This is a genomic window from Streptomyces sp. NPDC050509, assembly GCF_044457965.1.
Classification (GTDB): Bacteria; Actinomycetota; Actinomycetes; order Streptomycetales; family Streptomycetaceae; genus Streptomyces.
The window spans coordinates 130,730-157,014 of the sequence record NZ_JBITHL010000014.1; the positions used below are offsets into that span (position 1 = coordinate 130,730).

The following is a 26,285-nucleotide window of genomic DNA, read 5'->3' on the forward strand; positions in this document are numbered from 1 at the left end:
TCCTCCCCGGAGGTGCGCCGGCCGAAAGGACATCATCGACCCGCGCGCGTTGCTCATGAGGTCAGATGCACGCTCCGCGCCGGAGGTTCTCGTCTCGGCACGACCATTCGAGCACGCGCGCCCGGGCCGCTCGCCGGAACCCTCCCCGATCACCTGGAGCGCCTGGGCGTGGCCCCGGCCACGCTGGAGACGGTCGCCTTCACCCACCTGCACGACGGAACCGAGACAGCCGAGGGAGTACGTTCCTGGGCGCTGCCCGGACACACCACCGGGCACACGGCCTGGATCCTCGGCACCGGTGACGGCCGCCGGATCGTGGCCTTCGGCGACGCCATGCACTCACCCGTGCAGTTCCGGGACCCGACTGGGAGGCCGTCCTCGACCACGACCGTGCCCAGGCCGAGCACTCACGCCGCCGACTCGTGGAACTCCTGGCCCAGGACGGCGTCTTCGGCTTCGGCGTGCACTTCGCCGATCAGCAACTCGGCACCGTCGACGACACCGGCCACTGGCGCCCGTGGGAGGACGGGGCGGAGCATCGGCCGGGGCGGGTGGCGTGCCGTTGACCTGCCGAGCCGTCTCGCGTCACCTCCGCCGCTGGTCGGCGCGGAGTTCGAAGTCGCCGTAGCTGTTGTCGACCGGGTTGACCGTGACCCCGGGGGCGACGATCTCGTCGATGGCGTCGAGCACGTCGGCCGACAGCGTGACATCGGCGGCGGGCAGGAACGCCTCCAACTGTTCCATGGTGCGGGGCCCGATGATCGCCGAGGTGACGCCGGGGTGGTTGATGACGAAGGCGACGGCGAGCTCGATGAGCGTGAGACCGGCCTTCTCCGCCAGGACGGCGAGTTGTTCGACGGCGTCGAGCTTGCGCTGGTTGGCGGGGGTGCTCATGTCGAAGCGGGCCTGGGGCCGGGCCGCGGAGGCGGGCCCCTCGGTGGCGTGCTTGCGGTAGCGGCCGGAGAGCCAGCCTCCGGACAGCGGGCTGTAGGTGAGGGTGCCCATGCCGTGGCGGCGCACGGTGGGCAGGACGTCCTCCTCGATGCCGCGGACCAGGATCGAGTACGGCGGCTGCTCGGTCACGAACCGCTCCAGGTTCCGCTCGCGCGAGACCCACTGGGCCTCGACGATCTGGGAGCCGGAGTAGGACGAGGAGCCGATGTAACGGATCTTGCCCTGGTGGACGAGGTCGGAGAGAGCGCCGAGGGTTTCCGAGACGTCGGTGTCGGGGCTGGGGCGGTGGACCTGGTAGAGGTCGATGTGGTCGGTGCCGAGCCGCCGCAGGGAGTTCTCGACCTCGCGGATGATCCAACGCCGCGAGCCGCCCCGCTGGTTGAGGTCGTCCTGGTCCATCGGCATGAAGAACTTGGTCGCCAGGAACACGTCCTCGCGGCGGTCTTTCAGGGCCTTGCCGACGATCTCCTCCGAGACACCGGCGGAGTACACGTCCGCGGTGTCGACGAAGTTGACGCCCGCGTCGAGGGCGCGGTGGATGATCCGGATCGAGTCGGCTTCGTCCTCGTTGCCCCAGGGGCCGAACATCATCGCGCCCAGGCAGAGCGGGCTGACCTGGACGCCGGTGCGGCCGAGCGGTCGGTACTGCATCAGTCTGTTCTCCTCGGATGTGGTCGGTCGTTCACGGGGGGAACGACGGTGCCGGAACCGGCCCAACTGGCGAGCAGGCCCAGGGCCTCCCGCTCCCGGGAGTCCGGTTCGGGGGTGTAGAAGTTGAGACGCAGGCCGGGATCGGCCGGCAGGTCCATCGCCTCGTAGGGCAGCGAGAGATCGCCGACCAGCGGGTGGTGGAGGTTCTTGACACCGGAACGGTGGAACTTCACGTCATGACGGGCCCACCGGCGGGCGAAGTCGTCGCTCTTGGTCGTCAGCTCTCCGATCAGATCGGTGAGCGCCTTGTCGTGGGGTGCCCGGCCCGTCTCGGTGCGCAGGAAGGCGACCGCGTCGTCGGCGCCCCTTTCCCAGTCCGTCCAGAACTCCTGGCCGGCGGGGTCGAGGAACAGGAAGCGGGCGCTGTTGACCGGACCGCGCCGGGCGAACAGCGGCGAGTCGAAGACGGGTGCGTACAACGCCCGTCCCAGCCTGTTGGCGGCCAGGATGTCGAAGCGCGCGTTGCGCACGTACGCCGGCACGTCGGTCATCGAGTCGAGCAGCCGCAGGATCGTGTGCCGCACACGGGAGGCGGTCACCGTGGCCCGTCGGCCCGACGGCGTCGCCGCGCGGGCCAGGTCGTAGAGGTGGGTGCGTTCGGCCTCGTCCATCTGGAGTGCGTGTGCGAGGGCGTCGAGCACCGAGTCCGAAGCGCCGGTGAGATTCCCCCGCTCCAGCCGGATGTAGTAGTCCACACTCATGCCGGCGAGCAGGGCGACCTCCTCGCGGCGAAGGCCGACGACACGACGGTTCACGCCGTAGACCGGCAGCCCGGCCTGCTCCGGGGTGATCCGAGCCCGCCGGGTGCTCAGGAACTCACGGACCTCGGCGGCCAGTGTCCTCCTGTCGGTGTCAGCCATGCTCAGGCCCCGGAGCTTCTGCGGTGGCGGCGAGGGCGGACATGCGGTGGCTCCTTCTGATCGTCGTGAATCTGTGCCGGTCTCCTCACGGTAGATCCGTCGGCGAGTGCCTGCGAGGTACTGCCATTACCTGGAAGAGCAGTGACTCCCACGTACGGGCCGAGGCGCGGTTCTCTGGAGAAGGCCGAGGTCCCGGCCGATCACGACCGGACCAACCGAACCAGGACGAACCAAACCGAACCGAACTAAACCAGACCTGACTAAACAAGACCGGACTAAACCCGGACCGGACCAAACTGGACCGGGCCGGAGGCCGATCTGGAGGAGCACCGTGCGCGCAGCGCCTTTGTCCAGGTGGAGCGGCTTCCTGCCGATGGCGCTGGTCACTTTCGTCCTCGCGGTCCAGGTGCCGCGGTTGCCGGAGCGGGTGAGCAGGCCGAAAGTGCTGCTTACCGGGTCGCCCTGACCACGGCCGGCTTGGCCTGGCTCGGCCGTCCTGCTCCCGTTCGCGGTCCTGGCCGTCGTCATCCTCATCGTGCCCTCGCGGGCCACCCGCACCGAAAGGTCCCTGTGATGCAGACCCTCACCCTCAACAACGGCGTCGAGATGCCCGCCCTCGGGCTCGGCGTCTTCCAGACCCCGCCGGACGAGACCCGGGCCGCCGTCACGGCCGCGCTCGACCTCGGCTACCGGCACATCGACACCGCAGCCGCGTACGGCAACGAACGCGAGGTCGGACAGGCCATCCGCGCCTCCGCCGTGCCCCGCGACGACATCTTCGTCGAGACGAAGATCTGGATCAGCGACTACGGCTACGACGAGACCCTGCACGGCTTCGACAAGAGCGCCGCCAAGCTCGGCGTGGACCGGATCGACCTGCTGATCCTGCACCAGGCCCTCCCGTCGGACTTCGACAGGACCCTCGCCGCCTACCGCGCGCTGGAGAAGCTCCTGGCCGACGGCAAGGTCCGGGCGATCGGCGTCAGCAACTTCATGGTCGACCACCTGACCACGCTGCTCGACGCCACCTCCGTCGTCCCCGCGGTCAACCAGCTGGAGATCCACCCGTACTTCCAGCAGCGCGCGGTCCTCGACTTCGACGCCGAGCACGGCATCATCAACCAGGCGTGGTCCCCCATCGGCGGCATCACCTTCTACCCGGGGTACGGCGAGAACCGCAGGAGCGTCCTCCAGGATCCGGTGGTCACCGGCATCGCCGAGGCACACGGCAGGAGCCCGGCCCAGGTGCTGCTGCGCTGGGGTCTCCAGCACGGCCGCTCGGTGATCCCCAAGTCGACCAGGCGCCACCGGATCGCCGAGAACACCGACGTCTTCGACTTCGAGCTCACCGCGGACGAGTTGAAGGACCTCGACGGCCTGGAGACCGGCCGCCGCGGAGGTCCCGAGCCTGAGAACGTCACCCTCGCCGAGTTCGGCCGCGCCATCCCCGAAGCCTGACATCACCTCCTGCCCGCGACAAGGACAAGGAGGATGAGTAGTGGCAGGGCTTGAGCTCGTCGTGATCCTCGCCTGCGCGCTGCTGGTGAGCGGCGTGCTCGCCCACCGGCTGCGGGTGGCCGCTCCCGTCCTGCAACTGGCCGCCGGGATCCTGCTGGGGTTCGTGCCGGCGCTGCGCGGGACGGAGCTGCCGCCGGACATCCTGCTGCTCGTCTTCCTGCCGGTGATCCTGTACTGGGAGAGCGTCACCACGTCGCTGCGGACGATCCGCCGGGATCTGCGCGGCATCGTCCTGACCGGCACGCTCCTCGTGGCCTGCACCGCCTGGGCGGTAGCGGCCCTCGCCCACGCGCTCGGCCTGCCCTGGGGGCCGGCCTGGGTGCTGGGGGCCGCCGTCGCACCGACCGACGCCACCGCGGTCGGCGTGGTCTCCCGCCTCCTGCCCCACCGCAACATCACGCTGCTGCGCGCCGAGTCGCTGATCAACGACGGCACGGCACTGGTCGTCTACGGTCTGGCGGTCGGCGTCACCGTGGGCTCCGAACACCTCTCCACCACCCACATCAGCGCTCTCGTGGCGCTGTCCTACGGGGGCGGGATCGCGGTCGGCGTGGCGGTGGCCTGGCTCGGCGTCAGGGTCAGACGCCGCGTGAGCGCCTTGGGCGACACGCTGCTGGACAACCTCACGATTCTGCTGATCCCGTTCAGCGCTTATCTGCTGGCCGAGTTCATCGGGGCGTCGGGGGTGCTCGCGGTGGTGGTGTGCGGGCTGATCATGAGCCAGGCCGGGCCGAGCCTGGGCCGGGCAGCGGCCCGGCGGCAGACGGAGGCGTTCTGGTCGCTGGCGATGTACCTGCTCAACGGTGCCCTGTTCGTCCTGGTCGGGCTGGAGGCGCAGGCAGCGGTACGGGGCCTCTCGGGCACCGCCCTGCCCCAGGCTCTGCTCATGGTGGTAGCGGTCTACGGTGCTCTGGTCGCCGTCCGGTTCCTGTTCCTGTTCGTCTCGGTGTACGCGATCAGAGCGCTGGACAGGCGTCCCCAGCAGCGGGAACGCCGTATGAGCCACCGGGCCCGTGTGGTGAGCGCCCTGGCCGGGTTCCGGGGGGCCGTCTCCCTGGCGCTGGCGCTGTCCGTGCCGTACACCGTCGGCTCGGGCGCTCCGTTCCCCGATCGCGACGCCATCGTCTTCGTCACCGCGGGCGTCGTCGTGGCCACCCTCGTGGTGCAGGGGCTGGTCCTTCCGGCCGTCACCCGCCGGGCCGGGCTGCCCCGCGACACGGACACCGAGCGTGAACTCGGTCTGGCCCGGACCACGGCGTCCGAGGCCGCACTCGACGCCCTCCCCGCGGTGGCGGCCGACCTCGGTACCGACGCCGAGGTCGCCGAGCGGCTGCGGGCCGAGTACGAAACCCACCTGCGCACCCTGAACGCCGCCGGCGCCGCGAGCGCCCCGGGGTCGGGAGCACTCGTACGACGCCACCAGCAGGAGACCGCCCTGCGCCTGGCTCTCCTGGAACACAAGCGCTCCGCCGTCATCGGCCTGCGCGACCGGCACCGCATCGACGACGTCGTTCTCCTGCGCGTGCAGAAGCAACTGGACGCGGAGGAGACGCGCCTGGCCCAGGTGATGGACCCGGAGTGAGAGGCACGGCCGACGTTCCTCACCCCGTGCCCCCCTGAGCGGCGCGGCGACGACAACGAAGTCACCGCGTGCGTGGTCAGGGCATGCACCCGCAGGAGTCTTCGCCGTCCCGGTCCACCATTCCCGCGGGGACGCGTACATCGTGACGCGGCATGCTCACCACCCCTGCACTCCTGGCTGAAACCGCAGGTCAGGAACCCTTCCCCAGCGGCTCCAGAAAGCGTCACAGCCATCAGCGGCCTTCGCGAGGGCACCGGGTGCGGTACTCATGCGTGGCCCAACCGCCGGTCGAGTGCGGCACCGACGTCGGGGCAGTTGGCGCGGACGGTGTCGAGGAAGGCACCCAGCACCGGGGAGCGGTCCCGGTCGGCGAAGGACAGGACCAGGTCGGGCAGCGCCGTCTTCGGGGTCACCTCGCAGAACCGGATTCCCGGTCGCGGGGCCAACCGCATGCGGGAGGGCCCGAGGCCCACACCGACACCGCAGGCAGCCAGGCCCATGATCGTGTGCATGTCCCTGGCCATGGTCGCACCGTCCAGCGCGGCGGCGTCCTCCCCCAGCAGGGCGCGCAGCCCGCCGGCGATGGCGGGTTCGTCGTCCCCGGCGGCCACGATCAGCGGCTGCCGCCGCAACTGGTCCACGCTCACCGACACCTGGCCGGCGTAAGGGTGTGCGCTGCCGACGACGGCGATCAGATGATCGTGCCCGATCGGGACGGACACCAGATGCTCGGCCCCGGCGCCCCGTGGCGGTCCAAGGGTGACGGCCACGTCCAGTTCTCCGGCGATGAGAGCGGCGGTGCTGCGGCCGGACGCCATCTCGTGCAGCTCCAGCCGTACGCCGGAACGCTCGCGGCCGAACCGGCCCAGGACGTCCGGGAGCGGATCGAGCAGCGCGGAGGCGATGAACCCCAGCCGCAGCCGGCCCGTCTCACCGCGCGCCGCCCGTTCGGCGTCCACCTTGGCCGCCGCCATCTCCTCCAGTGCCCGCCGCGCCCGGGCGAGGAACGCCTCGCCCGCGGCGGTCGGGAACACTCCCTGGCGCGTACGGTCGAACAGCCGGGCCCCGGTCTCGCGCTCCAGGTCGGCGATCTGTTTGGACAGCGGGGGCTGTGCGATGCCCAGCGCGCGGGCGGCCCGGCCGAAGTGCCCGTACTCGGCGAGGGCGAGCGCGTACCGCAGATGCCGCGCTTCCATGACCGCTCCGTCCATACATGCGAAGTATCGCCACCCAGCGTGCCATATCTTTCCCTGGATCGATCCGCCGTCGCCGACTGGGATGGGAGTCATGCAGCCCTCCCCGAACAGCGCGAACACCGAAAGCACCGCAAGAACCCAAAACGCCGTGAACGCCGTGAACACCGCGAACACTGCGAACTACGCGGACACCGTTCTGGACACCACCGTCTTTGTTCTCGTCCACGGTGCCTGGCACGGCTCGTGGCAGTGGGCGGCGACGCAGCGGGCACTCGCCGGTCTCGGCACCGCGAGCATTGCCGTCGACCTGCCAGGACACGGCTTCGGCGCTCCCCTGCCCAGCGGGTACCTGCTGCCCGGCCGCCCCGGTCTGCTGACCGAGAGGTCGCAGCTCGCCGACGTGACGATGGACGACTGCGCCGACGCGGTCCTGGACACACTGCGCCAGGCCCGCCGCTACGGCCGCGTCGTGCTCGTCGCGCACAGCGCGGGCGGCGGCCCCGCGTCGCTGGCCGCGGAGCGCGCGCCCGAGCTGGTCGACCGCATCGTCTACCTCTCCGCGTTCGTCCCTGCCGGCCGCCCCCGGTTCTTCGACTACCTGAGCGCGCCCGAGAACGCCACCGCACGGGGGCAGGACCTCAACCTCGGTGATCCCCAGGCACTGGGAGCCGTACGGATCGACCCGCTCTCGCCGGACCCCGCCTATGTCGAGGAACTGCGGCAGACCCACTACCACGACACACCCCCCGACCGCTTCGACCGCTGGCGCTCCGCGCTCAGTCCCGACCTGCCGCTGGCCGTCCCGGCGACCCCCATCACCTTGACCTCGGCACGGTGGGGCCGTATCCCGCGTACCTTCCTGCGCTGCGCGGAGGACCGGGCGCTGCCGACCGCCGCACAGGACCTGATGATCGCGGAGGCCGACCGGGCCATGCCGGGCGAGCCGTTCACCGTCCGCACGCTGCCGGGCGGCCACAGCCCGTTCGCCGCCCGCCCGCAGGAACTCGCCGAAGCCCTGGCCCGGTGAACGGCCAACTCGTCCTGCTGCCTGACGGGATGTGCGGCGATGCGGCTTCGGCTCAGGCCGCTGCCGCCGGGTAGAGGAGGCAGTCCTCGGGGCGGATCAGCAAGTTGATCTCCTGGCCCGTGTGCCGGACCGGGCTCTCGGCGTGGAGGTCGATGTCTCCGACGGACAGCTGGTACTCGAAGCGGGCACCGGTGTAGGAGCACTGCTTGATCGTCGCGCGCAGGACGTTGACGCCGTCCTCGGCTGTGTCCGCGCGCTCGGTGAGTGTGATGCGTTCGGAGCGCAGGCCGATGGTCGCGTCCTGGCCCGCCCTCGCACCGTCCGGCCGTAGCACCTTCAAGTGCTGGCCCGTCGTGCCGAGTTCGACCCGGATGGTCCGGCCCTCCGCGGGCGCCTCGTCGATACGGCCGTCGAGGAGGTTGCAGCGGCCGATGAAGCCGGCGACCTGCGGAGTGGCCGGGGTCTCGTAGATCTCGGTGGGGGTGCCGACCTGCTGGAGGCGGCCGTGCATGAACACGGCGATGCGGTCCGACAGGGACATGGCCTCGATCTGGTCGTGGGTGACGTAGACCGTGGTGATGCCGAGGTCGCGCTGGAGTTCCTTGAGCCACAGGCGGGCCTGGTCGCGCATCTTTGCGTCGAGGTTCGACAGCGGCTCGTCGAGGAGCAGGACACCCGGCGAGTACACGATGCCGCGGGCGAGCGCGACGCGCTGCTGCTGGCCGCCGGAGAGCTGGTGCGGATAGCGGTCTCGCAGGTGCAGCATGTCGACCTTGGTGAGGACGTCGTCGATGAGGTGGCGCTGCTCGTCCTTGGGGACCTTGCGGAGTTTCAGCGGCAGGGCGAGGTTGCCGGCGATCGTCATGTGCGGCCACAGCGCGTACGACTGGAAGACCAGGCCCAGGTTGCGGGCTTCGGGCGGGATGGTGGTGCGCCCCTGCCCCTTCCTGTCCGCGGCCGCGTCGAAGAAGACCTCGTCGCCGACCCGGATGGTGCCGGAGTCGGGGCTGTCCAGGCCCGCGACGCAGGACAGGGTCGTGGACTTGCCGCAGCCCGAGGGGCCGAGAAGGGTGAAGAACTCGCCGTCCGCGACGGTGAAGTCGATGCCTTCCAAGACCGTGGTGCCGTTGAAGGACTTGGTGATGTTCTCGACGGCCAGCTCAGGCATGGGACTTCTCCTTCATGGGCTTCACGGACTTCTTGTCCTGCTGGGAATTCCTGTCGCGCAGCAGGAGGCCGGCCAGGCCGGCGACGAGCGCGGTGACGGCGATCTGCAGGGTGGCGAGCGCGGCGACGGAGCCGGTCTCGCCCTGGGTCCACAGGTCGATGGCGGTGGTGCCGATGACCTGGGACTCGGCCCCGGCGAGGAACATGGCGGGGGCGTACTCGCGGATCATCTGGGTCCAGATGAGGAGGAAAGAGGCGAGCATCGCCGGGACCAGGAGGCGGATCAGAATCCGGGAGACCGTGCGCCACCAGTCGGCGCCCACGACGCGCGCGGCGTTGTCGAGTTCGGAGCCCAGTTGCATCGTCGCCGGGGAGATGGCCCCGTACGCCGAGGGCAGGGCGCGCACGCCGAACGCGATGATCAGGGCGAAGAGCGTGCCGCGCACCGCGTCGCCGCCCGGCATCCAGGCGAACGCCCAGAAGAAGCCGATGCCGATGATCAGGCCCGGCACCGCGTGCGGTGACTGGGCGGTGGTCTCCAGGAGGCGGGCGAAGCGGAAGTCGGAGCGCCGGGCCACCAGGACCACGACCGTGCCGAACAGGGTGACCGCGACCGCACCGATGAACGCGATGGTGATGCTGTTGGTGATCGACTCGGTGTACGGCGCGTAGGCGAAGATCAGCCGGAAGTTGTCCAGCGTGAACAGGCCGAACGGGTTCACCAGCGGCGTCAGCAGCGAGGTGAACGCCCGCATGACCAGCGCGATCATCGGCAGCAGCGCACCGAAGACGACATAGATCCCGACGAAGGCGAAGCCGAGCCACTTCCAGCCGCCGATGTCGAGGAGCCCCGACCGGTTGGCCTTGCCACGTACGGAGACGAACCGCTGAGCCTGCTTGAGCAGCCGAACCTGCATCACGACCAGGCCGACCGTGGTCAGCAGCATGAAGGCCGAGGCCGCGCCGAGCAGGCCGTAGTCCGGGTTCACCGAGTCGATGCCCTGCTCGTACAGGAAACTGGAGAAGAGTGTGATCTCGGCGGGCTGGCCGAGGATGAGCGGAATGGAGAGGGTCTCGACTGCCGTGCCGAAGATCAGCAGGCCCGCGTAGAGCATGGGAGGGCGCAGCATCGGTACGACTACCGAGCGCAGGACGCGCAACGGTCCCGCGCCGACGGTGCGGGCAGCGTTCTCCAGTGAAGTGTCGGACGCGGCCAGGGCGTTGGCGCAGAAGAGGTAGGCAATCGGGACCTGCGCGACGGCCTCGACGAACGCCATGCCGGGCAGCGAGTACAGGTTCCACGGCGCCCAGCCGAGCGACTCGCGGACGGTGGTGGTGAGGAATCCGGCGGGGCCGTAGACGACGATCCAGCCGAAGGCGAGGACGAGCGGCGAGATGTAGATCGGCCAGCGCAGCACCTGGCCGAACAGCCGGGCGGCGGGGAAACGGGTGCGTTCGAGCAGGACCGCCATGGGTACGGCGATGGCGAGCGCGAACACCGTCGTGAGGGCGGCGAAGAACAGGGTGTCCAGGATGATCGAGCCGAAGCCCGCCTCGGTGAACAGGTGCGCGTAGTTGGAGAACGTGAAGGCGCCGCCCGCCGCGTACAGCGGCTGATCGCGTATCGACTGGTAGAGGATCGGGACGACCGGCGCGAGCACCAGGGCCGCGGTGACGAGGAACGTCAGCCAGTGAATGGTGACTTCACGCCCGGCGCCGAACAGGCGCCGGTACTGCGGCGTGCCCAGTGCGCCGGCGCGTGGGGCGCTGCCGCGGGACGGGCTCGGCGCCTCGGGGGTGTGGGTGGCCATGGCAACTCCATACGAACAGGCCAATAAGGAAAGGGAGTTGAGGTGGGGAGGCAGGGGCGTCAGCCCGCCGCCTTCTCCCAGCGCGCGAGGTACGCCTCCTGCGTCTTCTCCGGTACTCGCTCGTAGCGGTAGACGTGGACACGGTCGGCGCCGAGCTTGCGCCGCATGTCCTGAAGGCTGTCCGTGGCGTCCTGCCGCACCCCTGACCTGTACGGCACGAGGCCGCCGTCGGCGACGGACTGCTGGCCCTTCACCGAGAGTACGAAGTCGAGGAAGAGGCGCGCGGTGTTCGGATGGGGCGCCGTCTTCACGATCGATACACCGCGCGGCATGACGATGGTGCCCTCCTCGGAGTAGCTCCAGCCGAGGAGGCCGCCGCTGCTCTCGGCGGCCGGGATGACGACGCCGCCGCTGAGGTTGATCGAGAAGTCGTACTCGCCCGAGACGACCTTCTCGACGAGGGCGCCCGAGGAGTGGTCGGAGCGGGTGAAGGGCAGCAGCCGTCGGAAGGTGTCCCAGCCGTCGGGGACCATGCTGGTGTAGCCCTGGTTGCTGGCGTAGCCGTAGGCGTTCGACGGGTCGTACACGCCGATCCGGCCGCGGAAGCGGGACGGTTTCGCCTCGACGATGTCGGCCAAGGACTTGAGCCCCGTGGGGTATTGGGACGGGTCGATGGTCTTGCGGTTGTAGAGGACGGCGACCGGGTCGGTCGACATGATCCAGACTCCGGGGAGTATCTCGCCCCAGGGGGGCAGGTGGTCCTTCTCCGGCGAACGGTAGTCGGCGGCGATGTTGCGGGTGGCGTAGTCCCCCCACAGCGGGCCGCCGTTGTTGACCAGCAGATCGACGGGGGAGGTGCCGCTGGCGTTCTCGCTGTAGTAGCGCTCGTAGACCGCCGAGCCGCCCAGGTTGGTGGCGCGGACGTCGGTGATCCACGGGTAGCGGTCCATGAAGGCGTCGAAGATCGGCTGCCAGTTGGTCTGAGAGGTGTTCGAGTAGATGAGGAGCTTCTTCTCGCGCCGTGAGGCGTCGACCAACTTGCCGTACGTGGACGGGTAGTGGGCGGGCACCGGAGGGGCGGCGGCGTTCGCCTCGTCACCGGAGCAGCCGGAGAGCGTGCCGGCGCCGGCGGCGAGGAGACCTGCGGCCGCGGCACCGCGCAACAGGTGGCGGCGGGGTGGCGCGGCGGCGGGCCCGGGTCGGGTGGGAGACATAGGGGGCTCTTCTCGGGTATGGCGCGACGGCGCTGTCAGCAACTTCGAGAGACCGGCGGGGCCGGGGAGCGTGGTGGCGCATATGTACGGGCGGGCAGGGTGGGTCGCGTAGTCGCGAGCCCGGTTCAGGACGCCGCGACCGCACGGCGCACCACGTAGGGCAGGAGTCCGCCGTGGCGGAGATAGGCCAGTTCCTGGCGGGAGTTGAGGCGCAGGCGGAGGGGGGCCGTCGTACGCGAGCCGTCGGGTCGGGCGAGGTGCAGCGTGATGCGGTTCGTGCCGACGTGGAGGTCGTCGACGCCGGTGAAGGCGAGGTCTTCCTCTCCGGTGAGGGCGTACGCCGACGCGTCCTCGCCCTCGTCGAACTCCAGCGGCAGTACGCCCATCCCGATCAGGTTGCTGCGGTGGATCCGCTCGTACGACTCGGCGACGACCGCCCGCACCCCGAGCAGCGCCTGCGCCTTGGCGGCCCAGTCGCGGCTGGAGCCCACCCCGTAGTTGCGGCCCGCGACGACCACCAGGTCGTAGCCCGCCGCGAGATAGGTGGGCGCGGCCTCGTGCACGGGCAGGACTGCGGTGCGGTCGGCGGTGTGGGCGTGGCCGCCTGAGAGATCGTGCGCCGGGTCGAGGAGTCGGTTGGTGACGGCGGCGTTGGTGAAGGCGCCCCGCAGCATGACTTCGTGGTTGCTGCGGCGGGTGGAGTACTGGTTCAAGTCCCGCCGTGCGACGTTGCGTTCGGTCAGCCAGCGCCCGGCGGCGCTGCGCAGCGGGATGGCGCCGGCCGGGGAGATGTGGTCGGTGGTGACGTCGTCGCCGAGCAGGAGAAGCACCTTGGCGCGTTCGATGCGCAGCCGGTCCGGGGCTGTGGCGGGCAGCTCGGTGAGGTGCGGCGGGCGCCGGATGTAGGTCGACTCGGGGTGCCAGGCGAAGCGGGTGCCGCCGGGGGCTCGGATGTCGCGCCAGGCCGGGGTGCCCTCGCGCAGGCGTGCGGCGTTCGCGCGGAACATCTCGGGGCGCACGGACGCGGCGACTCGGGCGGCGACCTCCTCGTCCGTGGGCCACAGGTCCTTGAGGAAGACGGGGGCGCCGTCGGTGTCGGTGCCGAGCGGGTCGCGTTCGAAGTCGTGCAGGATCGAACCGGCCAGGGCGTAGGCGATGACCCAGGGCGGGGAGGCGAGATAGGACTGGCCGATGCGCGGGTTGACGCGGCCCGCGAAGTTGCGGTTGCCGGACAGGACGGCCACGGAGTCGACGGCGCCGTCCTGCGCGAGACGCTCCACATCCTCCTGCAGCGGGCCCGAGTTGCCGATGCAGGTCATGCAGCCGAAGCCGACGATGTGGAAGCCGGTCCGCTCCAGGGCGGTGAGCAGCCCGCCCTCGCGCAGATAGTCCTCGACGACCCGGGACCCGGGCGACAGGGACGTCTTCACCCAGGGCTTCGTGTTGAGCCCGGCCGCCACGGCCCGCTCGGCGAGCAGCGCGGCCTGGACGATCAGCGCCGGGTTGGCGGTGTTGGTGCAGCTGGTGATCGCGGCGATGGCGACCGGCCCCTCGGGGAGTGGCTCCCCACATATCTCCGCGGGTACGGGAGCTGAGTGTGCGGTGGGCCGGAAGGAGCCCGGGACGTGGGACAGCGGCAGGCGCTGGTGCGGCAGGTCGGGCCCGGCGAGGCTCGGCTCCACCGTGGCCAGATCGAGGTCGATGACGTCGTCGTAGCGCGGTTCGGGGGTGGTGGCGGTGCGCTTGATTCCCTGCGCGGCGAGGTAGGCGTCGACGAGCCGTACGTGCTCCTCGTCCCGCCCGGTGAGCCTCAGATAGCCGGCGGTCTCGTCGTCGTACGGGAAGAAGACGCAGGTGGCGCCGTACTCCGGGGCCATGTTGGAGACCGCCGCCCGCTCCGCCCAGCCGAGCGCTTCCAGGCCGGGGCCGCAGAACTCGACGAACTGGTCCACCACGCCCTTGGCGCGCAGGAGTTCGGTCATGGTCAGGGCGAGGTCGGTGGCGCCGACACCAGGACTCAGCCGCCCGGTCACGCGCACGCCCACCACGCGCGGGAACGGAATGGTGACCGACTCGCCCAGCATCGCGGCCTGCCCCTCCAGGCCGCCGACGCCCCAGCCGACGACGCCGAGGGCGTTGATCATCGGGGTGTGGCTGTCGGTGGCGACGAGCACGTCCGGGTGCAGCCACGGGAGGCCGTCGTCCCGCGGGTCTCCTTCCTGCCAGACGACGCGGGCGAGGGTCTCCATGTTGACCTGGTGGATGATGCCGGTGCCGGGCGGCACGACCCTGAAGCCCCGCAGGCTGCGCTCGGCCCACTTCACGAACTGGTAGCGCTCGCCATTGCGGCGGAAGTCGATGAGCAGGTTGCGCTCGACGGCGTCGGGGCGGCCGTACTCCTCCACGATGACCGAGTGGTCGACGGTCAGATCCACGGGGATGGCGGGCTGCAGCCGCTCGGGGTCCCCGCCCAACTCGGCGACGCTGTCCCGCAGCGCGGCGAAGTCGGCGAGCGCGGGCAGACACGTGGTGTCGTGCAGCATGACCCGGTTCGGGTGCACCGGCACCTCGCAGTCGCCGCTGCCGCTCAGGGCGCGGGCGAGAACGTCGTCGAGCGCGGCGGGCGAGCGTCGGGCGACGTTCTCCACGAGGACCCGTACCGCGTACGGCAGTTCGTCGAGCCTCGCACCTGGCAGGAGCTGGTCCAGGGGGAGGTAACGGTACGCGTGGCCGTCGATGGTGAGGACGGCGGCGCGGGTGTTGGCGGGGGTGGGGTCTGCGGTCATGATCCCTGCTGTCGTTCCGGGACGGGCGGAGTCCACGGCTGCCGCGAGGGCGGCGCCTGCGACTGCCGGGCCCCATATTGTCTCAAGGTGCATATTGATACAACCGTTGGACGAGAGAACTTCCGGGGAACCTTGCCGAAGGAACCCCGAAGGAACCCCGAAGGAACCCCGAAGGAACCCGGGGCCCTCCGGAGGGGTGAGCGGACCAGGAGGAGCAGGGCGGTCAGCCGCCGGTCTTGATGATCCTGACCTTGTCCAGGTGACGGCGCAGGAACTCCGCCGCTTCCTCAAGGCGTCCGCTCTCGACCATGTCCAGCATCCGCAGATGCTCGCGGGCCTGGCCGGCGAGGCGGGAACGGTCCACCTGGTGGCGGTACTCGATGAGGCGGCGCAGCCGGTGCTGGCGGCGCGCGGCGTCGAGGAGGAACTGGTTGCCCGAGAAGCCCACGAGCATCTCGTGGAACGAGGCGTTGACGTGGAACAGCTCGGCGCGGGGCAGCAGCAGGATGTCGCCGCGCAGCAGCGCCTCCTGCTGCTTGCGGTGCCGGCCCGCCGCTTCCGGATCGATCGTGAAGCCCGGTTCGAGCAGGGCGTTCGGCTCGATGATCATGCGGAAGCGGTAGCTCTGATCGTGCGCCTCGACCGTCGAGAGCACCTGCTGGAACTCCCAGCCGCGCCCGCCCGGCCTGCGCCGCACCAGATCTTCGGAGTCCATGCGGGACAGGACCCGGTCGACCTGGCGGGGGGTGAGGCCGTAGGTGCGGCCGATGTCGGCCGACGTGAACGGGCCGGTGAACCGGCCGCCCACGTAGTCGTCGGCGATCCGGAAGTACGCGTCCTGCTCGATGTCCGCGCCCTCCCCCAGGTCGGTCCGCGTCAGCGTGGCCGCCCCGCGGTCGAGGAAGAAGCCGCGGTTGGGCTCGCGCCGCAGGATGCCGACTTCCGTGAGGAAGAGCATGGCCTTGCGGGCGGGGGTGCGGGAGACGTCCAGTTCGTCGGCCGCCCACTGCTCGGTGACATGGGCCCCCTCCGCGAGACCGCTGCGACGCAGCAGGTCCACGAGGCGAGTGGCGACGGAGGTGGTCAGGTTCGGCCGTGACATCAACCTCTGCGCTCTTCGGGCGGGGACATGGGACGCCTCATCTTAAGCGGCACGGAACGCCCGCAGAATTGTATTGAACATCGATCTGATACAAACTCTCGACGCGCCCCGCCGACCCGGGGCGCACCGACGCGACACCATCGAGAGGCACCCATGCAGACGACGACACCTGTCCCCACCGCCGACCTCGCCGACCAGTACGGCGACCAACTCCGGGTGTGCGACGTGCAGTTCACCTCGTACGGGTCGCTGCTCTCCTTCGCGGGCCCCGTACGGACCGTCTCCTGCCACGACGACAACAGCCTGCTGCACGAACTCCTGCGCACCCCCGGCGAGGGCTGCGTCGTGGTCATCGACGGCGGGGCCTCCCTGCATACCACCCTGTTCGGCGACCGCATGGCAGACCGCGCCCTGAGCAACGGGTGGGCGGGCGTCGTGGTGCACGGGGCCGTGCGCGACACCGCGGCCCTGGCCGGAATGGAACTCGGGATCCAGGCGCTCGGCACCAATCCGCGCAGGAGCGCGAAGGCGGGGGCCGGCGCGGTGGATGTGCCGGTGACGTTCGGCGGCGTGACGTTCGCCCCCGGCGACGTCCTGCATGCCGACGGCGACGGGGTGGTCCTTCTGCCGCGCGCCTGAGGGGCTCATGGCGCTCGGGGCACATGGCCCGTCGCGACCTAGGATGCTCGCGGGCTATGACGGCCGTTATAGATCTCGCACAGGATCGCGCTGTAACGATCGTCATAGGAGGCGGTCATGACCGTCATCACCGTGAACTCCCCGAAGGGACGCCTGAGTGCGCAACAGCGCCGCACGCCGGCCGAGACGCTGACCGATGCGGTGCTCGTGCCCGAGGTCGGTCAGTTCGCACCGGCCGCGCGGGTCGGGTTCCAGGTGCACTTCACGGAGCGTGAGCCGGACGCGATGGCCATCGGCGGCCGGCTTCTCGCGAACACCGGTCCCGGAGAGCGGCGTGTTCACCGAGGAGAAGGCAAAGGCGATCCGCACAGCGCTCGGCGCCTGAGCCGGGTCAGACCGACCGGCCGACAGCGCCGCTGATCACCGCTTCAAGCTGCCGCGCCACCTGATCCACAGCTCGCACGCTGCGCTGGGCGCGGCACATGGCGATCGCGCCCTCGACGGCCGCCACGACGAGGGCCGCGAGGCCGGGAGCCTGCTCGGCATCCGCGCCGTGCGCGCGCAGCGACTGTGCGAGCAGTCGCTCCCACTCCTCGAACGCCTCGGCGGCGGCGAGGGCCGGCGGGATCCCATCGAGCGGCGGCTCCTCGACAGAGACGGCAAGCACGGGGCAGCCGGCGCGGAAGTCACTCCAGACGACGATGCCGCGCCATACGTCGAGGAAGGCGCGCGGCCCGGCGACCGGCCCGCGTCCAGCGAGTCGCGCAGGATGCGGGACACCGCCGCGCCCGCGTACCGCACCGCCTCGGTGGCCAACTGCCCCTTACCCTCGGGGAAGTAGTGGTAGGTCGAGCCGAGCGGAGCCTTGGCGTGCTTGGCCAGTTCGCGGATGCTCGTGGCGTTCAGGCCGCGCCTGCTGATCATGTCGGCCGCACCGGCCACGATGCGCTCGCGCCATCCGAGAGGCTCGCCGCCCGGGGCCTGGAAGGGCTGGCCTTCACCACGGAACTCATGGTCAGCGAACTGGTGACGAACGCGATCCGCTACGGCAGTGATCCCGTCCGGCTGAGAAGGATCCTCCAGTCCACCTTGGTGTGCGAGGTTTCCGACAGCAGCCGCACCGCCCCACAACTGAGCCGAACAGACGAGCTGAGCGACGCCACGCCGGGACCGTGCAACGCCTGTCCCCGAGTGCCCGGCCACCTCACGCGAGGTCGGACAGCAAGAGGTCCAGCTCCCTCTCCTCCTCGACACGTACGCCGAGTTCCGCGACGGCAGCCGCGAGCGCGGGTTCCCAGGGGGTCTCGGTCGGGGTGCCGACGAGCGGTGACGGCGGGGGTGAGGTGTTGCGGGACACGGCGGCGCGGTAGTCAGCAGCCGTGTAGCGCCAGGGCCGCCAGGGGACGCGGCGGTGAAGGACGCCGGCGATCCGGAGCCCGCCCCAGTCGAAATCACCGTGGTAGTGCAGGGTCGCTCCGTGTTCGTGCAGCCCTCGGAGCAGGGTGAGGGCGGCGGCGGAGGGCTGCCCCTGGAGACAGACCAGGGGTGGGCACGCGGGGCCGAGGGTGTCGGCCGCCGCCGCGAGGACGGTCGGGTTCTCGCAGATCCACACCGCCGGAGGGGCGATGTCGAGTGGCCGGCGGGTGAGCCGGCGCAGGGTGAGTACGAACGGTTCGCCCTCTTCGGCCATCCGGTCCAGGGCCGGGGTGCCCCGCAGGTTCAGAGTCAGGACGGTCGAGGACAGCTCGTCGCGGAGCAGTCCCGCCGAGGCCCACACCTCGCGTCGCCATTCGGCGCCCTGGCCGTCGGGGAAGCCGGTCAGGGCGCGGGCCCCGGACAGGGTGAGCGTGGCCAGCGGTGTGCCGTCGTCAAGTGCGTGGGCCGAGCCGAGGACCTGGGCGGCGAAGGCGGGCAGCGAGACGGCCGGATCGGTGGGAAGTACCCGCAGAGCGGCGCACGCCCCGGCGAGCAGGGTGCGCGTGGTGTCGGGGACACGGCCGAGGCGTCGCGCGAGGCCATCGGCCCGTACCTGGGCGGCCCAGTCCGCCAGCGGAGGGACCGACGCGGTGAGCTCGTCAAGGGGGGCGTGCGCCCACTGCCATGCCGCTTCCTCCTCCTGTCGGGCCTGGGCGAGCGGGGTGACAGGGCCGGTGAGCGCTTCGACGGCGACGGCGAGGCCGTCAGGGCTGGCGCCCGAGCGGCGCAGTACGGCGTCGACCGCGTCCAGCCGCACGGTCAGAGACCTGCCGCCACCGGGGGCTCGGGCGAGAAGTCGTTCGACCGCCGCCCGCTGGGCCGCAGTGGGATCGCCCAGAGACACGGAACCGGTCAGGGGCTGCCCGGCCACCAGACGTCGGCGCGCTCGTTCGACGAGCCAGGCGAGGTCCGGTGTGCCGAGCAGCCGGGCGAGCCGGGGGCCGTCGATCGCTCCGGTCCCGGGCTCAGGCCCGTGTGTCAGTTCCACAACGGCTCGGGCTCCTCCAGCCGGCGCGCGTCCCGTACGGGGTCCTCGCGGCGCTGCCGTCGCGTACCGTCCCACTCCCAGCGGGTGACGAGGACCGCCGCCACCTCGTCGATCCGGGACAACTGGGCGATGGCGATGCCGGGCACCTGCGGGTAGCAGGCCCACTCCCGTTCGCTGGTCATCACCACGTCGAGGTCGAAGACGCTCAGCAGGCCGAGGCATTTGGCGCGGGAGTCGTCGTCCACGCCGGCGAACGCCTCGTCGAGGGTGACCAGGCGGGGCGCGTGCGGGCTGCCCGCGCTGGCGTAGTGCGAGGAGGCGGCGGCGAACAGCGGTACGGAGACGGCGAGGACGCGTTCGCCGCCGGAGGCGGGGCCGGTGGCCGGGACCCACCGCCCGTGCTGGTGGCGTTCGACACCGAACTCGTGCCAGGAGCGGTAGTCGAGCGCGGCTGTGAGGTGTTCGAGCCGGCTGCCCGAGCCGTCGTCGGACTGCTGGCGGGCGATCTGGGCCTGGAGGAACTCGCCGACCGCCGTGCGGTCTTCGGCCGTCCAGGCGTCGGCGGACTGGCGCAGCCGGTCACGGGCCTGGGCGAGTCCGGGCGGGGCCTTGCGTGAGGCCCGCCACACCAGGCGGAGCTTCATGCCGGTGGAGGTGGGGCGGTCCTCCAGTTCGGTGTTCATGTCCCGCACCTGCCGTTCAGCGGTGCCGATGAGTTCCTGGAGGGTGCCGGCGACCTCGGTGATCAGGTGGGTTTCGAGGATCTCACGTTCGTGCGCGGACAGGATGCGGGTGAGCTCTCCGGCCTCCGTGGCGAGCGCGTCGGCGAGTTCGGGTACGGCCCGCTCGCGGCCCTGGTAGACGATGTCGACGACCATGCCGTCCTCGACCATGCGGGCGGATGCGCTGTGCCCGTGCCGGGACAGGGTGTCCTGCAGCGTCTTGAGTTCCTCGCCGAGCCGTCGCTGGACGCGTTCCCAGGCGGCATCCGTGTCGTCGGTGGCCGACAGGCCGGAGTCGATGGCGCGGGCGAGCGCGATGGCCGGGGTGGCGGCCCAGGGACCGTCGTCCGAGCCGGGGACGGCGAGCTCCGGCAGTGCGACCGCGACGAGTCCGGTGGCCGTGAAGCGCTGGAGCGCGGCGATGGCCTCCGCGCGTGCGTCGACGGCTTCGGCAAGGTCCATCTCCATCCGCTCGATCCGCCCCTCGGCCCGCACGGCCTCCCGGTCCGCCTCGGTGTGACGCCGTCGGGCGTTCTTCTGCTCGGTCTGGCAGATCCGTTGCGCCTCGGCCGTCTCGGCGAGTCGCCGTTCGAGTTCGGCGACGGCGGCGCCGACGGTGGAGCGCAGCGTCCGGTGGCGCTCGTCGGCCGCCGCCGCCTCGCGCGCCGCGAGTTCGGCCCGCTCGGCGAGGTCGACGACCCGCTGCTCAGCCTCGGCCGCCTCGGCACGTTCGTCGTCCACCTGCCGTACGGCCTCGCCTCGTTCGCGTAGCGCGGGCCACAGAGCGGCCAGCGTGGTGGCGAGGGAGCCGAGGGCGTGACGCACGGCGGTGAGTCCGGCCCGGTCGGCGGGCAGCCCCAGATCAGCGGCGACCTCGGCGAGTTCGGCGGCGGCCCTCTCGGCGTGCCCGCCTGCCTCGGTGACCTCGGCAGCACGCTCCTCGTACCGCGTGCGGGCCTTGCGTACGGTCTCGGCGGCGGCGCTCACGAGCGCGTGTGCCCTGGTCAGCGATGACTCGTCGGGGACGTCGGCGAGCTCGGCGTCGAGTGTGCGACGGCGTGCCGCGATCACCTCGGTCCGAGCCGCGAGTGTGTCCGACTCCTCGCGCAGGGAAACGAGTTCGATGCCGAGCACGGCGGCGCGGGCCCGGCGCGCCGCCTCGCGCGCGCCCTCGCCTACGTACGTGGCGGCGGGCTTGGCCCAGGTGCCGGTGAGTGCGCCGACCCTGAAGCGTCCGTCGGGTGCCACCCATGTCTCGGCTTCTCCCCCGCCGTCGAGACCGATGGCGGCGAGCAGCCGGGTCACGGTCGTCCCGTCCAGGGCAGCGGCCTGTCCACCGCCGTGGTCCACGGCCGGGCACAGCACGTCTGCCAGCGAGGGGCCGCTGACCGGTCCGCTCGACGGGGAGAGCAGGACGTCGTGCCCATCGACGGCGAGGGCGGAGCCGTCGGGCAGCACCCAGGCGTCGAGGAGGCCGGAGGCTTCGAGTGCCGCTTCGAGCCCGGCACGCTCTGGATCGGGCAGTTCGTCACGGAAGTCGACCAGGCGCCAGAGCGGCGCGCCCGGCAGCCGTTCGCGAAGGCCGGGGGTGCGCGTCGCCGGGGGCTGGGGCTCGCGTCCGCCGCCGGCTTCCAGCGCGGCGAGCTCCCGCCGTGCCTCGTCGGTGCGCGCCGCCAGCTCCGAAGTCCTGCGGGCGGCTTCGGCCGCCTGGTCGGCGAGGTCCGCCGAGCGGGCGGTGTGTGCCCGGGTCGCATGGACCCGCGCCGGGTAGGGGCCGTCGAGGTGACGGGTCCATTCCTGGAGTTCGTCCAGGAGGCCGGTCTCGTCGGAGAAGGCCAGCTCCTTCCAGGCGCGGGCGCGTTCGCGTACGGCGTCCAGGAGGGTCCGGCCTGCCCGCGCCGCGTTTTCCTCCGCCGTACCGTGTGTCTCAGCGGCCAGCGCGAGGTCGGTCTCCGCCTCGTCAAGACGGCCCGACGCGCGGCGGTGCGCGTCGGTGGCCCGCTCGGAGGCTTCGAGGAGGCCCTCGGTGTGGGCGAGGGCTCGCTGGGCGCGGGTCGCGGCGTCCTCGACGGCGCGCCGCAGTCCGTGCTCGGGCAGCCGGTCGTCCACCGGCAGGACGACACACGCGGCGGCTGCCTGCTCCCGCGCGTGGGCGAAGGTCTCCTCGACCCGGAGCCGCGTGGCACGCAGCCGGTTCTCGGCGGCGCCGAGCCGCCCGAGCGCCTTGTTGTGGAGGCCATCCGCCTGCCCCTGGTCCCCCTTCGCCCGGTTCGCCGCCTGCGCTGTTCGCGTCACGGCCTGCGCGGCGTGCTCAAGCTCCCGGGCGTCGCGCATCTCGGGCGCCTCGCGCAACGCTGTCTCCTGGGCCCTCAGGCGTTCCCCGGTCCCGGCCAGGGAGCCGATCTCCTCTTCGGCTGCCGCTCGCTGCTCCTCCGCGCGGGTGCGCAGTTCCTGCGCCTCGGCCAGATCTCGCTGCACGCGCTCGTAGCGGGAGTGCTCGGCGCGCGGAAGACGGGCGCGGCGCCGTGTGGCGACCCGGGCGTACCGTCGGTAGTGCTCCAGGAAGGCGGAGGCGGCCCGCTCGGCGGCGGACGCGGCAGCGAGCTCGTCCTTCTCCTCGTCCAGGGAACGGAACGCCTCGGCCACGTCGGCGATGACAGCCTGGTCCATGGGCGGCAGCGCCTCGGTGAGTGCGCGGGAGAGGGCCGCCTCGTTGGGCCGCTTGGACAACTGGGGCTGGCGTAGCTGGATGAGCAGGTCGACCAGGGCGGCGTACCGCTGCTCGCCGAGGCCGAAGAGGGCTTCGTCGATCGCTCTGCGGTACGTCTTGGCCTGGTCGTACACCATGCCGTGCCCGGCGACGGCCTCGGCGAGGCGGTCCCGGGACAGGGCCGTGTCGGTGGCGTCGAGCAGCCGGAAGGTCTCCTCCGTGCGTTCGGTGGACCCGTGGTCGACGCGCTGGCGGGTGACGGCGTACCAGTGCCTGGCGATGCCCCGCCCGCTGACGGCCTTGAGCCCGCACAGCAGCGTACGGAAGTGCTGCTCGCCGGTCGTGTCGTCGAGCCTGCCGAACTCGGCCCAGGTGTAGCCGAGCCGTTCGGAGTGCGGGTGCTCGCCGCCGAGGAGCAGGTTCCACTCCATCCGCTTGCCCGGGTCGCCGTCGGGTTCGACGCGGCGCGGGCTGAGGTCGCCGTCGAGCAGGAACGGCAGGGTCAGGGCGAGCACCTTGGACTTGCCGGTTCCGTTGTTGCCACGCAGCAGCAGGCGCCCGTCCCGGAAGTGGAACTCCTCCACGTCGTAGTGGAACAGGTCGACGAGCCCGACACGCAGGGGCTGCCAGCGGGAACGCCGCGGGGTCGGGAGGCGGGTCACGAGGTGGCCTTTCGCTGCGGAGGCACGGGGGCGGAGCCGGGTGCGCGGATGACGGTCTCGCCGACCGCGTACCGGGCGAGGGCGGGGCGGGCCACGATCGCGTCCGGGGTACGGGAGGCCAGACCGAGCGCCGTGAGCCGGGCGACGGCCTGTTCCACGAGCTCGGTCTCCATGCCGGGCTCCCGTGCGGACTTCGACCAGAAGCCACCGTGCTGGGACGCGAGTTCACGGACCCGGAGGGCAAGCTCGCCGAGGGTGACGGGGCCGTCGGCGCCGGCCAGGTGCTCGGCGAGCAACAGGGTGACGTGGCCGTGGGTGCCCTGTTCGGGCATGCGGAGGTCGGTGAGGTCGTCATCGGGGTCGACCATGGCCATCCCCTCGGCCCGCACCTCCGCGACCAGTCCGGTCAGTTCGGTGATCCGGGCGGTGAGGAAGCCGCGCTGCCGGGTGAGGTAGCCGAGTTCGGCGTCGGTCAGGTCGTCGTAGTACATCACCGGGTCGTCGAGCAGCCTGCGGGTGAGCGAGCGGCGCATCGCTCGGAAGCGCAGTTCGTCGCTGTCCAGGGCGGTTTCGGCGACGAGCTCGGCGAGGCGGTCGTCGAGGGTTTCGGCATGGACGGTGGAGGGGCCGCGGCGGGAGGCCAGAAGTCCGGCGAGGACCCGGCGTTCGACGTCGTACAGGACGTCGCCCGCCCCGCTGACGTACGCCTCCTCTTCGCCCGCCACCCGACGCAGCACGCCGAGATCGAGCAGAAGCCGTACGACGGCGGCGAGGTCGAGGCGCTCATCGCGGCGTTCCAGGGCGAACTCGATCCCCGTCGCGGTGAGTCGGGGATCGGCGGCATCGAGGACGATCTGGTCGGCGAGGCGCCCGAGGGCGATCTGGGCCTCGCCGCGCTCAAGGGCGGCGAGCGCGAGACAGAGCAGGACGTAGCGGCGCCGGGTGAAGGGGGCGGAACCACGGCTCACCTCACGGGCCGGGTGCGTGGGGTCGGTGAGGACGCCTGGTACCTTGCGCAGCCGCGCCGTCTCGGCGTCCACCTGGAGGGACCAGCCGGTGTTGCGGTCGAACCACTCACGGAGTTCGGGCGCGTGCCGGCGGACGAGGCGGAACTCGTCGACGTAGCGGCCGCGCGCGAGGAGTAGCGGGTGTTTCAGCAGGGCGCGCGCTGCCTTACGCAGGTCGGCGGCGTGCTGGCCGTCCAGCACCTCGGCGAGGGGAGTGGTCATCGGCCGGGGGTCCTGTCCGTCGTGGCATCACTGTCCGTCAGGTCGACGATCTCGATGAGATGGTCCGGGCCGCTGAAGACTCCGCCGAGCGTACGGACCTCTGCGGTGGTGCCGTCGGCGAGCGCGGTGAGCCGGATCTCCATGGAGCCGTCGTTGCCGGTGGCCACGGTGTGCCTCATCCCTGGGCGCCATGTGGCCAGCGCGTCGCCGAGAAGTTGGAGGAACAGGCCGAAGGAGGCCGGGTCGAGCTCGCCGAGTTCGGACAGGCGCGTGACGCCGTCGGTGACGAGCCGGACGCGGGCGGCGGCGGTCTCCGCAGCCTGCTTGGAAGCCGCCTCGGCAAGAGCGCGCCGCCTGGCCCCACGGTCCTCGACCTTGCGTGGCTTGCCACGCCGCTCGTAACTCCCGGTGCGGCGCAGCTGCGGGCTGATCCGCAACGGCTCCGCCCCGGCCCACGGTGTGGCTGCCGGCACGGGCTTCGCCGCCCGGGCGGCGAGGGTGTCGGCGTCGACGGTGAGGTGCCGGGCCGGGTAGAGACCGAAAGCGGTTCGCCACAGCCGGTGCCGGGCGTCATCGTCGGGTGCCTCGGCGAACCAGCGGGCCAGGGTCCGGAAGTCGGCGGACCGGTCCGAACGCCCTGCCCTGCGCTCGTTCAGCGCCCGTACGACCGTCAGGAGCTGCGGAATCGCCCCCAGTGCCCGGCCGCGCAGGAGCCGGGCCTGGGACTCACGTCCGTCCCTGCTGATGAACCACGCCCCGAGCCCCTCCCAGCGCGCGGCCCACCGCTCGTACACCTCCCGCTCGGCGTCGGCGGCCTCCTCCGGCGAGGCGTCGGCGGCCTCGCGTCCGGCGGCGGCCCTCAGCAGCGGATCCACCCTGCCGCCCTCCTCCAGTTCCAGGATCAGCCGGGCGATCCGCCCGCTCAGCGTGATCAGGTCCTGGATGAACCGCTCCAGATACTGGATGAGCCGGTCCTTGTACGCGAGGAAGACCTCCTCCTCGACGTCGTGCAGGTCGATGGTCCTCTGGAGCGATCCCATGAAGGCCCGGGCGTTGTCGGCGAGCGCGGCGAAGCGGCTGGCCAAGGCGTCGAGCGTCAGGTGTGTCTTGGCCGGGTCGGGCTCGTCCTCGGCGGCCAGGACGAGGAGCGCGCGAAGCTGGGTGACGATGTCGTGCAGCGCGACTGCCTGAAGAGCGCCACGACGCCCGAGCGCCTCGTCGTAGGCGGACAGCGCCGCCTCGGCGGCCTCCCCCTCTCGCGTGAGCTGGTAGATGAACCGCTTCCGGTAGAAGTCCTCGACGGCTGTGACCCGCGCGGTGTCCGGATCGGCCCGCAGATTGCCCCAGACGACGAGCCTGTCGAGCGCGGCGACGACCGCTTCCGGCTCGGCAGGGCGGATGTCCGCCGGAAGGGCGGCATGCACCTCCTCGGGGCGCAGATGGACCGCGAACCGCTCCTTGGCCACGAGGAACGCCCGCATCACCTGGCGGTAGAGCGGGGTGTTCGGCACGCTGAGGTGGGCGAAGGGGCCGAATCCCTCCGGCCCGGAAGCCGGATCGGCCGAGGTGGTGACGGTCATCGCCCCCATTGTGGCGCACCCGGGGCAGCCACCGGCAGGGACGAACGCACCTGTCCGATTCCTGCCGCAGTGACCGGATCCATGCGGTTCCCATCGTCCACATCCACCGGGCCGACCACGAGGCACGCCCTACCTCCCGTCGATGACGCCGCCCAACGGATGCGGTGGCACGGAAGCCCTCTGCCAGGCTCGTCATCAAGGAGGGCCACGACGCTCCTGACCCCACGGCAGCATGGCGTCGCCGGTGGGAAGACACCCTGCGGGATGCGGCTCCCGAGGCGTCGGCGGACGAGGGTGCCACTCACGTCGTGCGTCACACCTGCTCCTTCGAGCGAGTCCCGTCGGACAGCG

General features: G+C 71.4%; 18 protein-coding genes and 1 pseudogene. 6 read left to right on the top strand and 13 right to left on the bottom strand.

The window, feature by feature from the left end; genetic code table 11:
* The first annotated feature begins 422 nt into the window (after positions 1–422).
* Positions 423–566, top strand: a complete 144-nt coding sequence (locus tag ACIBJC_RS32690; protein WP_399298771.1) for a hypothetical protein — start codon at positions 423–425, stop codon at positions 564–566.
* A 19-nt stretch (positions 567–585) separates the two neighbouring features.
* Here the strand turns inward: ACIBJC_RS32690 and ACIBJC_RS32695 are convergent, their stop codons facing one another.
* Together ACIBJC_RS32695 and ACIBJC_RS32700 are read right to left on the bottom strand one after the other, a co-directional pair.
* On the bottom strand, positions 586–1,605 hold the full coding sequence (locus ACIBJC_RS32695) for an aldo/keto reductase (protein ID WP_399298773.1): 1,020 nt from the start codon (positions 1,603–1,605) through the stop codon (positions 586–588).
* Entirely contained in the window at positions 1,605–2,525 is a 921-nt protein-coding gene (locus tag ACIBJC_RS32700; RefSeq protein WP_399298775.1) for a helix-turn-helix domain-containing protein, read from the bottom strand. The genes ACIBJC_RS32695 and ACIBJC_RS32700 overlap by 1 nt, the downstream gene beginning before the upstream one ends.
* 573 nt (positions 2,526–3,098) lie before the next feature.
* On the opposite strand from ACIBJC_RS32700, the gene ACIBJC_RS32705 reads away from it, so the two are divergent.
* Both ACIBJC_RS32705 and ACIBJC_RS32710 read left to right on the top strand, forming a co-directional pair.
* Positions 3,099–3,983 (top strand): aldo/keto reductase, encoded by an 885-nt coding sequence (locus ACIBJC_RS32705; protein WP_399298777.1) that lies wholly within the window; start codon positions 3,099–3,101, stop codon positions 3,981–3,983.
* Positions 3,984–4,023: 40 nt separating this feature from the next.
* A complete protein-coding gene (locus ACIBJC_RS32710; RefSeq protein WP_399298779.1) occupies positions 4,024–5,625 on the top strand; it encodes a Na+/H+ antiporter in 1,602 nt (533 codons plus the stop codon).
* A 266-nt stretch (positions 5,626–5,891) separates the two neighbouring features.
* Here the strand turns inward: ACIBJC_RS32710 and ACIBJC_RS32715 are convergent, their stop codons facing one another.
* A complete protein-coding gene (locus tag ACIBJC_RS32715) occupies positions 5,892–6,821 on the bottom strand; it encodes a LysR family transcriptional regulator (protein ID WP_399298781.1) in 930 nt (309 codons plus the stop codon).
* A 148-nt stretch (positions 6,822–6,969) separates the two neighbouring features.
* Between ACIBJC_RS32715 and ACIBJC_RS32720 the strand changes: the two genes are divergently transcribed.
* Positions 6,970–7,848, top strand: a complete 879-nt coding sequence (locus tag ACIBJC_RS32720; RefSeq protein WP_399298783.1) for an alpha/beta fold hydrolase — start codon at positions 6,970–6,972, stop codon at positions 7,846–7,848.
* A 52-nt stretch (positions 7,849–7,900) separates the two neighbouring features.
* Here the strand turns inward: ACIBJC_RS32720 and ACIBJC_RS32725 are convergent, their stop codons facing one another.
* From ACIBJC_RS32725 to ACIBJC_RS32745, 5 genes are all read right to left on the bottom strand, one after another.
* Complete coding sequence (locus ACIBJC_RS32725) at positions 7,901–9,016, bottom strand: ABC transporter ATP-binding protein (RefSeq protein ID WP_399298784.1); 1,116 nt, start codon at positions 9,014–9,016, stop codon at positions 7,901–7,903.
* On the bottom strand, positions 9,009–10,826 hold the full coding sequence (locus ACIBJC_RS32730) for an ABC transporter permease (protein ID WP_399298786.1): 1,818 nt from the start codon (positions 10,824–10,826) through the stop codon (positions 9,009–9,011). Before ACIBJC_RS32730 ends, ACIBJC_RS32725 begins: the two co-directional genes overlap by 8 nt.
* A 59-nt stretch (positions 10,827–10,885) precedes the next feature.
* Positions 10,886–12,040 (bottom strand): ABC transporter substrate-binding protein, encoded by a 1,155-nt coding sequence (locus tag ACIBJC_RS32735; RefSeq protein ID WP_399298788.1) that lies wholly within the window; start codon positions 12,038–12,040, stop codon positions 10,886–10,888.
* Between the two features lie 125 nt (positions 12,041–12,165).
* Positions 12,166–14,826: an aconitate hydratase AcnA gene (acnA, locus tag ACIBJC_RS32740; protein ID WP_399298790.1), complete on the bottom strand. Its 2,661-nt coding sequence runs from the start codon at positions 14,824–14,826 to the stop codon at positions 12,166–12,168.
* Between the two features lie 223 nt (positions 14,827–15,049).
* The gene (locus tag ACIBJC_RS32745; RefSeq protein WP_399298792.1) at positions 15,050–15,928 is read right to left on the bottom strand and encodes a GntR family transcriptional regulator; all 879 of its coding nucleotides are present in this window, start codon (positions 15,926–15,928) and stop codon (positions 15,050–15,052) included.
* A 153-nt stretch (positions 15,929–16,081) separates the two neighbouring features.
* On the opposite strand from ACIBJC_RS32745, the gene rraA reads away from it, so the two are divergent.
* Both rraA and ACIBJC_RS32755 read left to right on the top strand, forming a co-directional pair.
* Positions 16,082–16,567 (top strand): ribonuclease E activity regulator RraA, encoded by a 486-nt coding sequence (gene rraA / locus ACIBJC_RS32750; protein WP_399298794.1) that lies wholly within the window; start codon positions 16,082–16,084, stop codon positions 16,565–16,567.
* A 117-nt stretch (positions 16,568–16,684) separates the two neighbouring features.
* Positions 16,685–16,987 carry a 4-oxalocrotonate tautomerase family protein gene (locus ACIBJC_RS32755; protein ID WP_399298796.1) on the top strand — a complete coding sequence of 101 codons (303 nt, stop codon included), beginning with the start codon at positions 16,685–16,687 and terminating at the stop codon, positions 16,985–16,987.
* Here ACIBJC_RS32755 and ACIBJC_RS32760 read toward each other — a convergent pair.
* From ACIBJC_RS32760 to ACIBJC_RS32780, 5 genes and pseudogenes are all read right to left on the bottom strand, one after another.
* Positions 16,959–17,491, bottom strand: a pseudogene (locus tag ACIBJC_RS32760) (TetR/AcrR family transcriptional regulator). The gene ACIBJC_RS32755 and the pseudogene ACIBJC_RS32760 overlap by 29 nt on opposite strands.
* Positions 17,492–17,771: 280 nt before the next feature.
* A complete protein-coding gene (locus ACIBJC_RS32765; RefSeq protein WP_399298798.1) occupies positions 17,772–19,031 on the bottom strand; it encodes a TIGR02679 family protein in 1,260 nt (419 codons plus the stop codon).
* Entirely contained in the window at positions 19,022–23,125 is a 4,104-nt protein-coding gene (locus ACIBJC_RS32770) for a TIGR02680 family protein (protein ID WP_399298800.1), read from the bottom strand. Before ACIBJC_RS32770 ends, ACIBJC_RS32765 begins: the two co-directional genes overlap by 10 nt.
* Positions 23,122–24,354 carry a TIGR02678 family protein gene (locus ACIBJC_RS32775; protein ID WP_399298802.1) on the bottom strand — a complete coding sequence of 411 codons (1,233 nt, stop codon included), beginning with the start codon at positions 24,352–24,354 and terminating at the stop codon, positions 23,122–23,124. The genes ACIBJC_RS32770 and ACIBJC_RS32775 overlap by 4 nt, the downstream gene beginning before the upstream one ends.
* Positions 24,351–25,934: a TIGR02677 family protein gene (locus ACIBJC_RS32780; RefSeq protein ID WP_399298803.1), complete on the bottom strand. Its 1,584-nt coding sequence runs from the start codon at positions 25,932–25,934 to the stop codon at positions 24,351–24,353. Before ACIBJC_RS32780 ends, ACIBJC_RS32775 begins: the two co-directional genes overlap by 4 nt.
* Positions 25,935–26,285: the final 351 nt, after the last annotated feature.

Bases quoted from the DNA above. Each gene is read 5' to 3' on its own strand.
- ACIBJC_RS32695 (WP_399298773.1), bottom strand. From the start codon at position 1,605: ATGCAGTACCGACCGCTCGGCCGCACCGGCGTCCAGGTCAGCCCGCTC.
- ACIBJC_RS32700 (WP_399298775.1), bottom strand. From the start codon at position 2,525: ATGGCTGACACCGACAGGAGGACACTGGCCGCCGAGGTCCGTGAGTTC.
- ACIBJC_RS32705 (WP_399298777.1), top strand. From the start codon at position 3,099: ATGCAGACCCTCACCCTCAACAACGGCGTCGAGATGCCCGCCCTCGGG.
- ACIBJC_RS32715 (WP_399298781.1), bottom strand. From the start codon at position 6,821: ATGGAAGCGCGGCATCTGCGGTACGCGCTCGCCCTCGCCGAGTACGGG.
- ACIBJC_RS32725 (WP_399298784.1), bottom strand. From the start codon at position 9,016: ATGCCTGAGCTGGCCGTCGAGAACATCACCAAGTCCTTCAACGGCACC.
- ACIBJC_RS32730 (WP_399298786.1), bottom strand. From the start codon at position 10,826: ATGGCCACCCACACCCCCGAGGCGCCGAGCCCGTCCCGCGGCAGCGCC.
- ACIBJC_RS32735 (WP_399298788.1), bottom strand. From the start codon at position 12,040: ATGTCTCCCACCCGACCCGGGCCCGCCGCCGCGCCACCCCGCCGCCAC.
- acnA (WP_399298790.1), bottom strand. From the start codon at position 14,826: ATGACCGCAGACCCCACCCCCGCCAACACCCGCGCCGCCGTCCTCACC.
- ACIBJC_RS32745 (WP_399298792.1), bottom strand. From the start codon at position 15,928: ATGTCACGGCCGAACCTGACCACCTCCGTCGCCACTCGCCTCGTGGAC.
- rraA (WP_399298794.1), top strand. From the start codon at position 16,082: ATGCAGACGACGACACCTGTCCCCACCGCCGACCTCGCCGACCAGTAC.
- ACIBJC_RS32755 (WP_399298796.1), top strand. From the start codon at position 16,685: ATGACCGTCATCACCGTGAACTCCCCGAAGGGACGCCTGAGTGCGCAA.
- ACIBJC_RS32775 (WP_399298802.1), bottom strand. From the start codon at position 24,354: ATGACCACTCCCCTCGCCGAGGTGCTGGACGGCCAGCACGCCGCCGAC.
- ACIBJC_RS32780 (WP_399298803.1), bottom strand. From the start codon at position 25,934: ATGACCGTCACCACCTCGGCCGATCCGGCTTCCGGGCCGGAGGGATTC.